The organism is Sphingomonas naasensis (assembly GCF_004792695.1).
GTDB classification, from domain to species: Bacteria; Pseudomonadota; Alphaproteobacteria; order Sphingomonadales; family Sphingomonadaceae; genus Sphingomonas; species Sphingomonas naasensis.
Genome location: NZ_SRXU01000003.1, coordinates 147,237 through 161,225, shown reverse-complemented (window position 1 = coordinate 161,225; position 13,989 = coordinate 147,237). Strand labels below are relative to the sequence as shown.

15 protein-coding genes are annotated in these 13,989 nt (G+C 68.5%); 5 read left to right on the top strand and 10 right to left on the bottom strand.

The window, feature by feature from the left end; genetic code table 11:
• Positions 1–113: 113 nt before the first annotated feature.
• The gene (locus tag E5A74_RS08830) at positions 114–845 is read left to right on the top strand and encodes a GNAT family N-acetyltransferase (protein WP_135983915.1); all 732 of its coding nucleotides are present in this window, start codon (positions 114–116) and stop codon (positions 843–845) included.
• The gene (locus E5A74_RS08825) at positions 845–2,467 is read left to right on the top strand and encodes a tetratricopeptide repeat protein (protein WP_166745703.1); all 1,623 of its coding nucleotides are present in this window, start codon (positions 845–847) and stop codon (positions 2,465–2,467) included. Before E5A74_RS08830 ends, E5A74_RS08825 begins: the two co-directional genes overlap by 1 nt.
• Before the next feature lie 58 nt (positions 2,468–2,525).
• Here E5A74_RS08825 and E5A74_RS08820 read toward each other — a convergent pair whose 3' ends face one another.
• Both E5A74_RS08820 and E5A74_RS08815 read right to left on the bottom strand, forming a co-directional pair.
• A complete protein-coding gene (locus E5A74_RS08820) occupies positions 2,526–3,044 on the bottom strand; it encodes a hypothetical protein (protein ID WP_135983911.1) in 519 nt (172 codons plus the stop codon).
• Positions 3,045–3,171: 127 nt separating this feature from the next.
• Positions 3,172–3,429, bottom strand: a complete 258-nt coding sequence (locus E5A74_RS08815) for a hypothetical protein (RefSeq protein ID WP_135983910.1) — start codon at positions 3,427–3,429, stop codon at positions 3,172–3,174.
• A 160-nt stretch (positions 3,430–3,589) separates the two neighbouring features.
• Between E5A74_RS08815 and E5A74_RS08810 the strand changes: the two genes are divergently transcribed.
• Positions 3,590–5,248 carry a hypothetical protein gene (locus E5A74_RS08810; RefSeq protein WP_135983909.1) on the top strand — a complete coding sequence of 553 codons (1,659 nt, stop codon included), beginning with the start codon at positions 3,590–3,592 and terminating at the stop codon, positions 5,246–5,248.
• A 236-nt stretch (positions 5,249–5,484) separates the two neighbouring features.
• On the top strand, positions 5,485–5,994 hold the full coding sequence (locus tag E5A74_RS08805; protein ID WP_206365815.1) for a MarR family winged helix-turn-helix transcriptional regulator: 510 nt from the start codon (positions 5,485–5,487) through the stop codon (positions 5,992–5,994).
• 71 nt (positions 5,995–6,065) lie between these two features.
• Here the strand turns inward: E5A74_RS08805 and E5A74_RS08800 are convergent, their stop codons facing one another.
• Positions 6,066–6,596 carry a hypothetical protein gene (locus E5A74_RS08800; protein ID WP_135983908.1) on the bottom strand — a complete coding sequence of 177 codons (531 nt, stop codon included), beginning with the start codon at positions 6,594–6,596 and terminating at the stop codon, positions 6,066–6,068.
• On the opposite strand from E5A74_RS08800, the gene E5A74_RS08795 reads away from it, so the two are divergent.
• The gene (locus E5A74_RS08795) at positions 6,595–7,230 is read left to right on the top strand and encodes a GNAT family N-acetyltransferase (RefSeq protein WP_206365814.1); all 636 of its coding nucleotides are present in this window, start codon (positions 6,595–6,597) and stop codon (positions 7,228–7,230) included. The genes E5A74_RS08800 and E5A74_RS08795 overlap by 2 nt on opposite strands.
• On the opposite strand, the gene E5A74_RS08790 is transcribed toward E5A74_RS08795, so the two are convergent.
• From E5A74_RS08790 to E5A74_RS08760, 7 genes are all read right to left on the bottom strand, one after another.
• Positions 7,227–8,117, bottom strand: coding sequence for an SMP-30/gluconolactonase/LRE family protein (locus E5A74_RS08790; RefSeq protein ID WP_206365813.1), 891 nt, complete (start codon positions 8,115–8,117; stop codon positions 7,227–7,229). The genes E5A74_RS08795 and E5A74_RS08790 overlap by 4 nt on opposite strands.
• 1 nt (position 8,118) lies before the next feature.
• Positions 8,119–8,898 (bottom strand): D-xylose 1-dehydrogenase, encoded by a 780-nt coding sequence (gene xylB, locus E5A74_RS08785; RefSeq protein ID WP_135983907.1) that lies wholly within the window; start codon positions 8,896–8,898, stop codon positions 8,119–8,121.
• Between the two features lie 105 nt (positions 8,899–9,003).
• The gene (locus tag E5A74_RS08780; RefSeq protein WP_240699742.1) at positions 9,004–10,131 is read right to left on the bottom strand and encodes a fumarylacetoacetate hydrolase family protein; all 1,128 of its coding nucleotides are present in this window, start codon (positions 10,129–10,131) and stop codon (positions 9,004–9,006) included.
• Between the two features lie 239 nt (positions 10,132–10,370).
• The gene (gene tmk, locus E5A74_RS08775; protein WP_135983906.1) at positions 10,371–11,018 is read right to left on the bottom strand and encodes a dTMP kinase; all 648 of its coding nucleotides are present in this window, start codon (positions 11,016–11,018) and stop codon (positions 10,371–10,373) included.
• A gap of 47 nt (positions 11,019–11,065) precedes the next feature.
• Positions 11,066–12,151, bottom strand: a complete 1,086-nt coding sequence (locus E5A74_RS08770) for an XRE family transcriptional regulator (RefSeq protein WP_240699741.1) — start codon at positions 12,149–12,151, stop codon at positions 11,066–11,068.
• A 153-nt stretch (positions 12,152–12,304) separates the two neighbouring features.
• A complete protein-coding gene (locus tag E5A74_RS08765) occupies positions 12,305–12,817 on the bottom strand; it encodes a hypothetical protein (RefSeq protein ID WP_240699740.1) in 513 nt (170 codons plus the stop codon).
• A gap of 65 nt (positions 12,818–12,882) precedes the next feature.
• Positions 12,883–13,935 carry a sigma factor-like helix-turn-helix DNA-binding protein gene (locus tag E5A74_RS08760; RefSeq protein WP_135983904.1) on the bottom strand — a complete coding sequence of 351 codons (1,053 nt, stop codon included), beginning with the start codon at positions 13,933–13,935 and terminating at the stop codon, positions 12,883–12,885.
• Positions 13,936–13,989: the final 54 nt, after the last annotated feature.

Below are 13,989 nucleotides of genomic sequence, written 5' to 3'. Positions count from 1 at the left end.
TTGCGCAATTCGGTAGGAAAATCGGATCGACGGATTCAAAGAGCGACGCGCGGGCGTCGCACGCGAAATCCTATTTTGGAAGCGCCCGGCGATTGGCCTAGGGAAGGGGAGGCATGGCTGACCCGCATCCGCTCGATCGCCCCGCCTGGACCGCGCTGCGCAGCACGCAACGCGACCTCGCGCGTGGCGCGGGGGCGGCGCTGCGCTACGACCAGGACCATGCGATCTTCGCCGCGACCGGCGATCACGCGCCCGCATCGCTGGCGGCGCTCGGCACGCTGATCCGTGCCACCGGGCCCGCGATCGTGCTGCAGAAGGACCCGCTGCCGCCGGTGCCCGGCGCGCAGGCGACGACGCACCGCATGGGCGTGCAGATGATCGCGGAGACGCTCGCCGGCGGCGCGGATATCGACTTCGTCGCGCTGGGCGACGCCGACGCCGCCGAGATGCTCGCGCTGGCGACGCTGACCGAGCCCGGCCCCTATTTCGCCCGCACACACCGGCTCGGCGGCTTCATCGGCATTCGCGACGAGGGGCGGCTGGTGGCGATGGCGGGTGAGCGGATGAAGCCCGCGGGCTTCACCGAGGTCAGCGGCGTCTGCACCCATCCCGGCTGGCGCGGCCGCGGCTATGCCGGCCGGCTGATGCGCGTGGTGGCCGAACGGATCGTCGCGCGCGGCGAGACGCCCTTCCTTCACGCCTATGCCGACAATCGCGGCGCGATCGCGCTGTATGAAAGCCTGGGGTTTCGCGTGCGCTGCGCGGTCAACGTGACAAACCTTGTCCCGCGCCCGGCAAATGGCCGGGCTGACGACCGCGCGGACTCCGGGCCTGCGACGGGATGATGCAACAGCGCGCTGCCGCGTTGCTGGCCGTGCCGCTTGCGCTGGCCTTGCTCGCGCCCGCCGGGGCGCAGGAGCGGCCACAGCCTCCCGCGCCGCGGCAATCGTCCGCGGACGACGTCGTGGTCACCGGAGAGCGCGATCGGGCGCGGTCGAAATGGTTGCGCGCCGAAAGCGCCAACTTCACTCTCTACGCCGTCGACGAGGCCCAGGCGCGAGAAATGGCGGCGCGGCTCGAGCGGTTCGATCAGCTGCTTCGCCTGCTCACCCGGACCGCCGCGCCCGCACCGGCGCCCCCACTCGCGGTCTATCTGTTGACGGGCGCCAGCCAGGTGGAGCGGCTGCGGCGGCAAAGCCTTTCGGCGGGCCAGTTTGCCACCGGCTATTATTCCGCCGCCGCGACGGGCGTGGTTCTGGCGGCGGACATGCGCTGGGACATGCAGAGAGCGAGGACGCCGCGCTACAGCGACGTCTGGCTGTTCACCGAATATAGCCGCCATTTCCTGCTCCAGAACGCCCGCGGCGACTATCTGCCGGCCTGGTATGTCGACGGCTTCACGCTGAATCTCGCGACCACGCGCTTCCTCGGCGACACCATCGAATATGGCAGAGGCCATCCGAGCCTCGCGCTCGAGCTCGACGTCGAACGCTGGGAGCCGATCGAGAAGATCGTCGCCGGCCAAATCGACCGCGGGCAGCTCTATTCCGCGCAGAGCGCGTTGCTCGTCCATTATATTCTGGCGGATCCCGCGCGCAGGAAGGCGTTCGAACGCTTCCTTGCGGAGACGCGCAGCGGGACGGCGCCCGTCGCGGCATTCGAGCGCGCGTTCGGGACGAGCATGAAGGCGCTGCATGCGAGGCTGTGGCGATACCGGCATGAAGCGACCTATATCCGCGCGACGGCGACCGGCTTCACGGTTCCCGATGTCATCGTTTCGCGGCTGCCGCGGTCGGCGGATGCGCTGCTGCTCGATCAGGCGGCGATGCGGATCGGCATCCCCGAGCCCGATCGCCAACAAGCCGTGCTGCGACGGGCCGAGGATGCGGTGGCGCACTGGAGCGACGCCTTCGGGCGGCGCGTGCTGGCGCAGGCGCAAATCCTCTATGGCGCGCCGGAGCGGGCGGATGCGACGCTCGATGCGCTGCTGGAATCGGCGCCGGCGGATCCCGAGCTGCTGTATCTGAAGGGCTTGCGGCACCTGATCGCGGGGCGCGGGCAGGCCGCCATCGCGGCTGCCGAGTTCCGCGAGGCGCGCAACTGGTTCGCACGGGCATGGCGGGCCGATCCGGACTATTATCCGGCGCTCTACGGATGGGTCGAAAGCCTGTCGACCGCGCCGCAATTCCTGTCCGAAAAGACGCTCAATGCCTTGCTGAAGGCCGCGTTGCTCGCGCCTCAGGCCACCCAGATCCAGGTGACCGCCGCGACCATGATGATGGCAGAGGGCAGGTTCGCGGCGGCCGAGGCGCTATTGGCGCCGATCACCGTCACACCGCGCGATCCTGCCTCCGGGCAGGTGCCTGCGCTGCTCGCGCAGGCGCGCGCGCATTTGCGGGCCGATCTGGCGCAACTGACGGCGTCGTTCCGCTACACCGCGACGTGGAAGGACCTGAACTGCTGCTAGCCGGTGGCGGGCTCGCGTCCCCGTCGGGCGCGCGCGATCTCGATCGGGACCCGCCCGCTCAATTCGGCCCCGAAATGCTATACATGCCGCCCTTGTTGTAATAATTGGTGGCGTAATCGGGCCCATTCCTCGCCACCATCTGGAAGATCCGCATCTGCTTCTGGCCGTCGCCAAAAACCTCGAAGCTCACGACGATCCTGGTTTCCTGACCCGGCTTGATGAGCTGGGCAAAGCCGACGACGGGGCCCGCATCGAATTCAGCCGGAAGCACCGGCTTCGACATATAACCGCTGTACAGCGCGAAGAAGAAGCTGCTTCGCGTGACGGGAAGGGGGAGGCTGCTCGTGTTCTTCAGGACGGCAGTGACCTTGATCCGGTCCGTCGTCTTGTAGTTCTTGACATATTCGACGCTGACGGCGCGGGCATCCCACGCCCCGATCCGCGTGACGACAGGATTGTTGATCGGATAGGTCTGTGCCGCCGCCGACACGCTGACGAGCCCGAGCCCGAACGAGACGGCGACCGCGCCAAGCCAGATCCCGGCCACTCGCCGTGCCGCGCGGTTCATACCCAACATGCCGTTTCCCCAGTCTTCGACGCTTTTCCGGCCGGTGCATCGATATCGAGGCTGCGCGCGTCGAGGGGCTTTCGACCAATCCCGCACTTTGGATCGACGAATTTTCCGGCGCCTCGCCCGGCGGGCTTCAGCCCTGATCGGCGGCGAGCAGGTCCATGAAGTTGCGCGCCGCCTCGCGATCGGCCTCCTGCTCGAAGGTCACGTCGAGATCGGGCGCGCCGCCGAGGATGTGGAGCAGCGCCCAGAGCGCGAAGCGGCGGTTGCGGTCGGTCTCGAGGCCCAGATCGACGCGGATGCGCTCGTTGCCCGTGGCAACGGCTTCGGGGGCGAGCGTGGCGAGGTCGGTGGTGCCGAAATAGCGGCGGAGCTGATCGTCGAAGTCCATTCGCACCGAACTAGGGAAAAGTCGCGGCGGCACAAGGCTGATAGCGGCGGATTCAGTCATTCGCGAATAATCTGATAATCGCGCAGCGATCAGCGCATGATCTGCTTGCTCGCTGCCAGATGTGTGAATATCCTCGCGCAAATATCGGGGGGTATTGGAAATGAAAAAGCGGAACGCTCTGGCGTTGCTGGCGCTCGGCGCGCTCGCTGCGACGCCGGCATCGGCATCGGACAAGCAGGATTTCGAGCGCTGCGACGGCCGGGTCCACCCCGGCAAGCAGAATGACGGGATGCGCGGCGAGGCGAGCCAGCCCTATTCTTTCTTCGGCAGGGCGGGGGCTGCGCCGCTGGGGGTGATCGCGGCGTGCACGCGCGCGCTCGCCAGCCCGCGCCTCCTGCCGACCCAGACGCTGCGCAAGGCTCACTTGCTGCGCGCACGCGCGGCGGCGCGGCTCGAGACGGGCGATGCGGCCGCGGCGATCGCCGATCTCGATCTCGCGATCAACGCCGCGGGCGGGCTCGCCGCCGATCGCTTCTATCAGCGCAGCATGGGCGTCTCGCTCGATCTGCTGCGGGCGCTCGCACTGGCGCAGTCGGGCGACCTTGCCGGCGCGGTGCCGCTGGCGAACCGCGCGGGCGCGGCGCGCCCCTGGTCGCTCGACGTCCAGCGCGTGACGGCGACGGTGCTGCAGGCGGCGCGGCCGGTGGGTAGCGCTTCGACCTCGCCGTGGCTCACCACCGCCAGGCTGTCGCCCAGATCGGCCGGCATCGCGCTGATGAAGGAAGCCGAGATCGGCAATTTCGCCGGCGTGGTCGCGCTGGCACCGGCGGTGAAGTTCGACTGGCCGGTCGCGCCGCTGGCGTCGGCCGCCTTCGCGATCCGCGATGTCGGGTCGCAGGCCCTGATCATCGGCGCGATAATGAAGCTGGACATCGCCTATGCGCGCGCCGCGACCGGCGATGTGGCGGGTGCGCGCGGTGAACTCGCCGAACTGCAGCGCCATGTGGCGGCAGCGCGCCCGGCGCCCTCGCCGCAGGGCGCCGCCACGCTGAGTTTCGGGGGCATGAGCTGGGAGGGCCTGGATCGCTATCTCGAGACGCGCCAGCGCCAGGTCGAGGCGCGCATCGCGGTCGCCGAAGCCCGCGTTCCCGATGCGATCGCGCGGCTCGTCGGCAATCCGATGCCGCAGGATGCCGCGACGATCGAGCTGCTCGGCGCGCTCAAGCTCGCGGTGCCCGCTAAGGACGGCGCGCTGGTGCCCGATGCGGCGAGCTATTCGAAGAGGCTCGCCGACAATCGGCAGAAGACGCTGACCGAAGCGGTTTCCAGCGCGCTGCTCGCCCCCGAGACGCCGCGCGCGGTGGTCGACTATGAGCGCGCCCGGCCGAACATCCTCGGTGCGCTCGTCGGCGGGGCGCTGACCTTCGGCACCAGCCTGCTCGGCGGGATCGATCGCACCGACGGCTTCCGCACCAGGGCCAATCCCGACGGGACCACCAAGGTGGAGTTCATCGGCAACACGCCGTCCTCGGCGCTGGTCCAGGAGATGACCCTGCTGCGCGCCGCCGAAGTGACTCGCGCGGCGGGGAAGCCGGCCTTCGTGATCGTCGCGCGCAGCGACTATACCCGCCGCCTCCAGACCTCGCGCGGGGGCATGCCGATCAGCAGCACCGCGCAGGGCTACAAGACCGAGCTGACGATCCGTCCGGTCGATGCCGGGGTCGAGGCGGGGCAGGCGCTCGACGCGATCGCGATCATCGACGCGCTGGGGCCGCTTTACTATGAGGAGAAGCCCAAAACGGCGGCGCGGACGCGTTAACCTTTGGGTGAGGCGCGGCGGAAAAAGGCTTGAAAGCCGCAGGAATCCGCGCTTTTATCCTGTTAACGCCGGTGCCGAAGGTCGCTTCGGCCGGGGGCTGTCGTTTTGCTTCGAAGATAAATAGCTTGTCACCAAGGCAAGATACTTGACTTCAAGATAAATTTCTTATCTTGAAGATGGCTGTCTTTGCGCCGAGATACTCGACGTCGAGAGATATATCTTGCTGGCGAGAGGCCGTGGCCGAAACCGATCCTGTCGACCAATTGATCACGCGGTGGTCGGCGGCGATGCCCGATGTCGATACGCGCGGGCTTTCGCTGCTCGGGCGGGTGCGGCGGATCGCGCTCAAGGCGCGTGCGGCGGTCGAGCCGCTGCTTGCCGAACACGGGATCGACGGCGGCGGCTATGACGTGCTCGCCACGCTGCGCGCCGAGCCGCCGCCGCACCGGCTGCGGCCGACCGAGCTGTACCGCGCGCTCGGCATCTCCTCGGGCGGGCTGACCGCGCGGCTCAACAAGCTCGAGCTGGCGCGAATGATTCGCAGGCCGTCGGCAAGTGACGATAAACGCAGCGTTTTTGTTGAATTGTCGCCCAAGGGAAGGGGGCTGGTCGAGCAGGCGTTCCGCGCCGAGATGGCGCTGCAGGCGCAGCTGCTGGAAGGGCTTGCCGACAAGGAGCAATGGGTGCTGGCGACACTGCTCAAGAAGCTCGAAGCGACGATGGGGCGGGACGGCGCGGCGTCCTGAGCAGTGCGCTATTGCTAAGCGTTCGCAGCTTTATTGCGATTCTATCGCAATAATTACCGTCTCCGCCGGGTTCATTCCTTCACGAAGACCTGCGCGTCGCCGACCCGCCACGTCGCGCCGTCGCGGCTCATTTCATAGGTCGCCTTGAACGATCCCGTGCCCTGCCGGTGGAAGCTGATCCGCTCGAGCGCGAAGCCGGTCCGCAGCTCGGGACCGGACTGGAAGACGAGCGTGTCGCCCTGCCAGCCGGCGCTGCGGAACAGGCGGCCACCGCCCTTGTTGTTGCTCGCCATCAGCATCACGAGGTCGCCACGGACGCTGTCGACGGTCAGGATCGCGTCATAGGCGAAGCTGTTCGGCGCCTTTTCGGCGTGGCGGATGCGCATCGCTTCGCCATCGAGGCGCGGCTCGAACTCGAAGCTCGATGCGACCGGCGCACCGTTGCGGGCGAAGGTCCCGCTGCCATTCCAGCGGCCGGCGAAATATTCGCCCAGCGACGCCGGCAGCGTCGGTTTGGCGAGGGGCGCGGCGGGCGGAGCCGCCTGTGCCTGCGCCGCGCCCGGGGCGAGCATCGCGAGAAGGGCGAGAGGCACAAGCGGCATGGCAACGCTCCGTCACGACGCCGCAGGCTGGGCGCGTCCCGCCCAGTTGGCCGGCGATCCGCATGGGGACCATCGGCTTTCGACCAACGCGGTTCAGGCCGGCACGAAGCGGACAGCGCCGGTTGCAAGCGCCGCAGCGCTCTCGCACATTCACGGGATGACCGACGCTATCCGCATCCTGCCCGCTTCCGGTGCCGACGACATGCAGGTGTTGGCCGATCTGTTCCGCGGCTATGCGGCGTCGCTCCCCGTCGACCTCGACTATCAGGACTTCGACGACGAGCTGGCGGCGCTGCCCGGCAAATATGCCCCGCCCAGGGGCGCGCTCCTGCTCGCGCGCGACGCGCACGGCGCGGCGCTGGGTTGTGCCGGATTGCGTGCGCTCGCCGAGGGCGTGTGCGAGATGAAGCGGCTCTATCTAGTGCCCGCGGCGCGCGGGCTTGGCCTGGGCAGGGCGCTTGCCGACGCGATCGTCACCGAGGCGCGGCGGCTGGGCTATCGCGAGCTGCGGCTCGACACTTTGCCGACGATGACGAGGGCGATCGCGATGTACGAGGTGATGGGGTTCGCGCGGATCGAACCCTATTACCGCCCGACGCCGCCGGGCACGGTGTTCATGGCGCTGAAGCTCTAGACGCCTTCGCGGATCAGATAGTTCTTCTGGCCGGCCACGCTGACCTCGAAGCGGAACAGATCGCCGGCGTGCGGCTGCTTCGCGAGGTCACCGGGAGCGATGTGCTTGTTGGCGGTGGTGGCGAAGACGGTCTTGCCGTCGGGGCCGCCAAAGGCGATCTTGGTGATCGCGCTGACCGGGAATTTGACTTCCTCGAGCAGTTCCCCGGCCGGCGAATAGCGGCGCACGCCCCAGCCATTGTAGAGGCCGACCCAGACACAGCCTTCGCTGTCGACGGTCGGGCCGTCGGGATGGCCCTCGGCATTGGGGATGCGGACGAACTCGCGGCTGTTGGACAGCGTGCCGTCGGCCGCGATGTCGCAGGCGTGGATCACCCCGACGAGCGTATCGACATGATAGAGCGTCTTGCCGTCGGGCGAGACCGCGGGGCCGTTGGTGATCGCGACATGATCGGTGCTCTTGATGCACCGCCCCTCGGCGCTCAGCCGATAGATCGCGCCCGAGATGTCGCTCTCGCCATCGTCCATGCTGCCGAACCACAGCCGGCCCTGCGGATCGACGGTGGCGTCGTTGAGGCGGTTGGTGGGCAGATCGGGCTCGGGCGCGCAGATATGGGTGAAGCTGCCGTCGCGCTCGTCGAACCTGCTCAGGCCGGTCTGGAGGCCGGCGACGAAGCCGCCGCTCTCGATCGGCAGGAGGAAGCCGACCTGGCCGGGCGCGTTCCAACTGCGCGTCGCGCCGCTGACCGGATCGTAGCGGTGGATATTGTGGCCCTTGATGTCGACGAACCACAGCGCCTGATCGCGCTCGACCCAGACCGGGCCTTCGCCGAGTGGCGCTCCGAGCTGCCAAATGCTGACCGGCTCGGAAATCGCCACCTTGCTCATCTTATCGCCACCCTGCGTCCACGAAATATTCGTGGCCCGTTACCAGCCGTGCGTCGTCGGAGGCAAGGAACAATGCCATCGCGGCGATGTCGTCGGGGACGAGGCGGCCCTTGAGGCACTGCGCCTTGACGATCTCGGCCTCGCCCTCGGGCGTGTACCATTTGAGCTGGCGCGGCGTGCGGACATTGCCGGGGACGATGCAGACCGAGCGGATATTGTCGGGGCCGAGATCGCGCGCGAAGCTGCGGGTGAGGCCTTCGATCGCCGCCTTGCAGGTCTGATAGAGAGTGAGCTCCTCGAGCGCGAGATGCCACGAGATCGAGCCGAGATTGATGATCACGCCGCCGCCTGCGGCCTTCATCCCCGGGATCACCGTCTGCGCGGCGAAGAACAGATGCTTGAGATTCACCGCGATGCGATTGTCCCAATAATCGGGGGTGACCTGCTCGATCGTGTGGCGATCGTCGTTGGCGGCGTTGTTGATGAGGATGTCGAACGCGCCATTCTCGTCGATCAGCGCCTGGATCGCGGCCTGCACCGCGCTGACGTCGGTCAGATCGCAACGCTGATAGACCGGCGCGGTTTCGGCGCCTGCGAGGCTCTCGACGAGCGCGCGCGAATCCGCTTCGGCGATGTCGAAGAAGGTGACCTTCGCGCCCTGGCGGACAAAGCCTTCGACCATGCCCGCGCCGATGCCCGAGCCGCCGCCGGTGACGAGCACGCGCTTGCCGCGAAGGCTCGGATAGACCGCCCGCTGATCGCGTGCGAGCGGCGAGTGCATGGGATCAGCTTCGGACATGGAGCTTGCGGATTCCTGTGAGCGCGCGGGGCGCGTGAGCATGGTTGCCATGAGGGTAATGGGTTACTTTGCTAATGAAAACGGTTTTCACGCCAGCAGGCCGCGCGCGGCGAGGTTGCGCATCAGATCGCGGATGCCGAACTCCCACGGCGCGGCCGCCTTGGAGGTGGTGACGCGATTGACGAGGCTGCCGAGCTTCGGCGTGGCGATGCGGACGATATCGCCGGTCTTGTGAGTGAAGCCGCGGCCGACATGGTCGCGATCCTGCACCGGCGCGAACAGCGTGCCGAGGAACAGCGCGAAGCCGTCCGGATATTGATGCTCGCTCAGCGCCTGGCGGACGAGATCGGTCGGATCGCGGCTGATCTCGCTCATCTTGTTGGTGCCGCGGAGCGTATAGCCTTCGGGCCCGGTGATCTCGAGATCGACCACGGCGGCGCGGACGTCGTCCATCGTGAAATGGTCGTCGAACAGGCGGATGAACGGGCCGATCGCAGTCGACGCATTATTGTCCTTGGCCTTGCCGAGCAGCAGCGCGCTGCGGCCTTCGAAGTCGCGGAGATTGACGTCGTTGCCGAGCGTCGCGCCGCGGACATTGCCGTTGCGGTCGACGACAAGGACGATCTCGGGCTCGGGATTGTTCCAGTCGCTGTCCGAGCGGATGCCGATATCGTCGCCCCAGCCGACCGACGAGAGGACGGGAGCCTTGGTGAACACCTCGGCGTCGGGGCCGATCGCGACCTCGAGATATTGCGACCACATGCCGGCATCGATCAGCGCCGCCTTGAGGCTGGCGGCTTCGTCGCTGCCGGGAACGACCGAACGGATGCCCGAGCCGACCTTCGCCTCGAGATCGCCGCGGATCGCGGCGGCCTTGTCGGCGTCGCCGCGCGCGCGCTCCTCGATCACCCGCTCGATCGCCGAGAGCGCGAAAGTGACGCCGCACGCCTTGACGCACTGGAGGTCGATCGGGGCGAGCAGGCGCGGCGCGCCTTCGCCGCCGAGCGCATCGACGTCACAGATCGGCGTACCGGTGAGGCTGGCGAGATCGTCGCGCTCGAGCAGATCGGCGACCGTGGGCGCCGTGGCCGACACGTCATGGACCAAGCCGTCGCGCAGCAGCACCGGGGTGGGACCGGCGGCGAGCAGGACGCGCCCGACGAGGATCGCCTGGGCATGGTCGACGGGCAGCAGCTCTGCAGGGGACGCTTTCAAGATCACTCGCCTTGGAGATTCTGTTTTGATAGCGCTACCATTGGTTGGCGGGGACCGCGCTGTCAAGTCGGTGCAATACCCGCATGCGCGAATTAATCAGATTAATGAACGGATTCCGCCCGGCGCCGCGCCGCCGGGCCGCGGTGCGCTGGACACCCGAAGCGCCGCGCGCGCGATCGCTTGCCGGGGGGGCAGGCAGCAGGTCGGCGAGCGGGACGCGCCTTGCGAGGCGATGCGGCCTAACTCCCGCGCTGCCACGCCTCGACGGCGTCGATCGTCCGCCGGCGGACCATGTCGGGCGTGCCGCTGGCATCGACGACGACATGGCGTTGCGGGGCGGCCGCCGCCTGATCGAGATAGGATTGGCGGATGCGCTGGTGAAAGGCGAGATCGAGCGTCTCGAACCGGCCCTCGTCGATCGCGGCGGCGCGCAGCCGGCCCTTGCTGCGCGCGAGGCCGATCAGCGGATCGAGATCGAGGACGATCACCAGATCGGGCCAGAGATCGCCGACCGCGACGCGGTGGAGCTGCCGAATGAAATCCTCTGCCATGCCCCTGCCGGCGCCCTGATAGGCGATCGTCGATCCGACATAGCGATCGGAGACGACCGAGGTGCCCGTGGCGAGTGCGGGAAGGATGACGCGGCGGACATGCTCGACGCGCGCGGCGGTCATCAGCAGCAGCTCGGAATTGGCGTCCCACGCGTCGTCGCTGCCCGACAGGATCAGCGCGCGGATCTGCTCGCCCTGCGGCGTGCCGCCGGGCTCGCGGGTGAGGATCGCGCGACGCCCGGTGTCGTTCAGATGATCGACGAGCGCGCGCGTTATCCCGGTCTTGCCGCAGCCATCGACGCCCTCGACCGCATAGAAGAAAGCCGGTTCATCCATGCGCGCGCCTTAGCATGGCGGCGGGCATTGTCACGGCCGGCAGGCGATCAGGGGAAGATCGCGGCGACCACGCCGGCGATCTGCGCCGGATCGCGATCGTCGAGCGGAATCTCGAGCTCGGGATTGCTGCTGAAGCCGATCATCCGGCCATCGCGATCGGCGCCGACCGAGAGCAGGCGCCAGCCGTCCTCCTCGCGCAGCGCGGCGAGCCCGCCGGGCGCGGGAAAGCGATCGGGGTCGACGATCACCACCGACTGGCCGGGCAGGCCGCCGCCCAGCGTCGCGCGGCAGACCCTGAGCCCGAAGGCGCGCGGGCCGGCGGCGTGCGGCGCCTCGGCCTTCTCGGTCGTCGCGGTATCGGCGATCAGCCCGTGCGGCAGCGGCGTGCCGAGCACCGGCACGAGACGCACCGACGCGGCGCCCGGCGCCGCGGCGATCGCCGCGACCACCGGGGCGGGCGTATCGGCGGCGGGGGTGGCGAGCGTCGTGGCGAGCTCGGCGATGCGCGTGCGGGTGCGTTCGTGGCGCAGCGTCGGATTGGCGATATTGGCGAGATAGCCGTCGAGCATCCCGCTCGCGTGCAGCGCGGCGACATGCGCGCGCAGCTCGGTCTCGTTGGCGAGGTCGAACAGCCGGAGCAGCGCCTCGCGGACCGGGGCGCCCCAGCGGTCGAACGTCTTCTGCGCATTCTCGATGCGCGAGAGATTGACCGGCGGCAGCCCGAAGCTGCGCTCGATCGCGGCGATGGTCAGCGCGGGATCGCCGGTGCGGCGGGCGCGCAGCGCAGCACCGAGCAGCACCGCGAACTGCTCCTCGGCCATGTCGGGCGGGGTGCCGTCGAGGAACGGCTCGGCCCAGCGCGCGATGTCGAAGCCCGGCGCGTCGATGTCGAGAAGCAGCGCGGCGGGGGCGATCCCGAACGCGGCGGCGATGCGGCGCAGCTCGTCTGCGCGCGGCACGACTTCGCCACGCTCGATCTTCGACAGCCGAATATAGGGTATTTCAGGGATGACCGCGGCGAGGCGGAGCAGCCGGACATGCCCGGCGGCGTGGCGCTGCTCGCGCATGCGATTGGGGAAGACGAAGCAGCGGTACAGATCGACCGGTATTTCGCCGGCGGCCGCGCGGCTCACGTCCTGCCGCCTTCCGTTCCCCTTCGCCATTCCATCCCCCGCGGTCCAATGCCGCCAGGGGGCTATTCTGAAGCGTTTAAAGAATAATGCAAGGTTAACGCTCTACTCCACAATGGAATGAGCGTTCCGTATTAGTGGAATGCTTGTGTCTTTTTAGTGGAAAGAGCGTTGCGGGCGCGGCGCAAGCAGCGCGCAAGGGCCCGAAGGGTCGAGCGCTACTATCGCGAGCAGCGGCGCGGTGCCGGTCGCCTGTCGCACCAGCCAGCCCGATGCCGACGGCGCGGGATGATCGGGCGCGAACGCGATGCCGGTGCCATCGGTGATCACGCCATAGCCTGCCGGCGGGGCGGGCCAGCGCCCGGCGAGGTAATCGAGCAGCTCGGTGGCGGCTTCCTGCAGCGCGCCCTCGTCGGTGTCGGCGGGGCAGAAGCCCTCGGGGGTGGCGCTGATCTCGGCGACCACGGTGAAATCGTCGCTGCGCCACCAGATCAGCCGGAGCGCGCCGGCGGCATCGGCCTCGAGCCCCATGAACAGGCCCGCGCCTTCGGGCAGCAGCGGCAGCGCGCAGCGCGCCGTCTCGCGCGCCAGCGCGGTGAGGCGGCGATTGGGGCGCGGCATCATCGCCCAGCCCGGCGCGGCTTCGTTCATCTCGACTTCGCCCTGCATCGATCCCCTCCTGTTATCTGCCTGCATTATAGGAAGATTACGGATGTGTGGGTCGTTCGGTGCAATTAGTGCAGGACGGCGCGCGACGGGACCGCGGCATGGGCGAGAAGCACCGCCTCGACCCGCTCGACATTCTCCGCCGGGGCGGCGAGGGCGACGCCCAGCTCGGCCGGCTGGATGGCGCGGACGCTGGCGAGGCGGTTGTGCGGCTGATCGGCGTCGGGCAGCAGCGAGGCGGCAGGCGCGGCCGGCTGGCGGCGCTTGGTCGCGGCGGGGCGGCCATATTCCGACATCAGCGCGAAGCGGGGATCGGCGGCGGCGATCTCGGCGATCGTCTTGGCGGCGCGCTTGGTGATCTGGCGGACGCGCTCCTTGGTCACGCCGGTCTCGAGCGAGAGATCGTCGAGCGTCGAGGCCTGGAACACGCGGCGGGCGACGATCTCGCGGTCACGGGCCAGCTTGGCCTCGAGCTTGTCGAGCTCGGCGGGATCGATGCCGTGGGTGGCGGTGCGGAAGCGCGGGCCTTCGCGGCGCAGCGCGGCTTCCTCGCGCTTCGGACGGGGACGGCGGCGCAGCGCCTCGATCCCGACCTTGCGGAGATGATCGACATAGGCGTCGACGAGCGCGGTGATCGCGCCGTCGGCGAGATAGTCCGAAGCGGCGGCTTCGGTGCGGGCGAGGGCGTCCTCGTCCTCGATCAGCGTCTCGGGCGACATTTCCTCGCCATCGGCGCCGGTGGCGAGCGCATTGAGCGACACGGTGGTCGCCTCGACCTTCTTCGCCGAGGGGCGCTGATCGGTCATCAGGCGGAAGCGGAGGCTCTGCAACTCGCCGCGGATCTGCCAGTTCACGAAGGTGGTGAACTGCGCCTTGGCGGGGTCATAGGCCTCGATCGCGCGGTGAACGGCGATCGCGCAGCACTGCTCGGCGTCGTCCCAATGGGCCAGCAGGCCGTACTGGCGGACGAAGTGGCGGATGCGGGGGGCGATCAGCTTGAGGATCTGGGCGAAGGCACGGTCGACATAGACGCGCTGGCGGTTGGTCTGCGGCGCGTCCTTCGGCGTATTCTCGATGACGGTGGCAACGGCGGCTTCGAGCGCGATCGTGGTCTTCGACATGTGCAATCCCCTGGTTCGTGAGGCCGCCGTGAGGCTGCCCTTTCGACAGGAGCA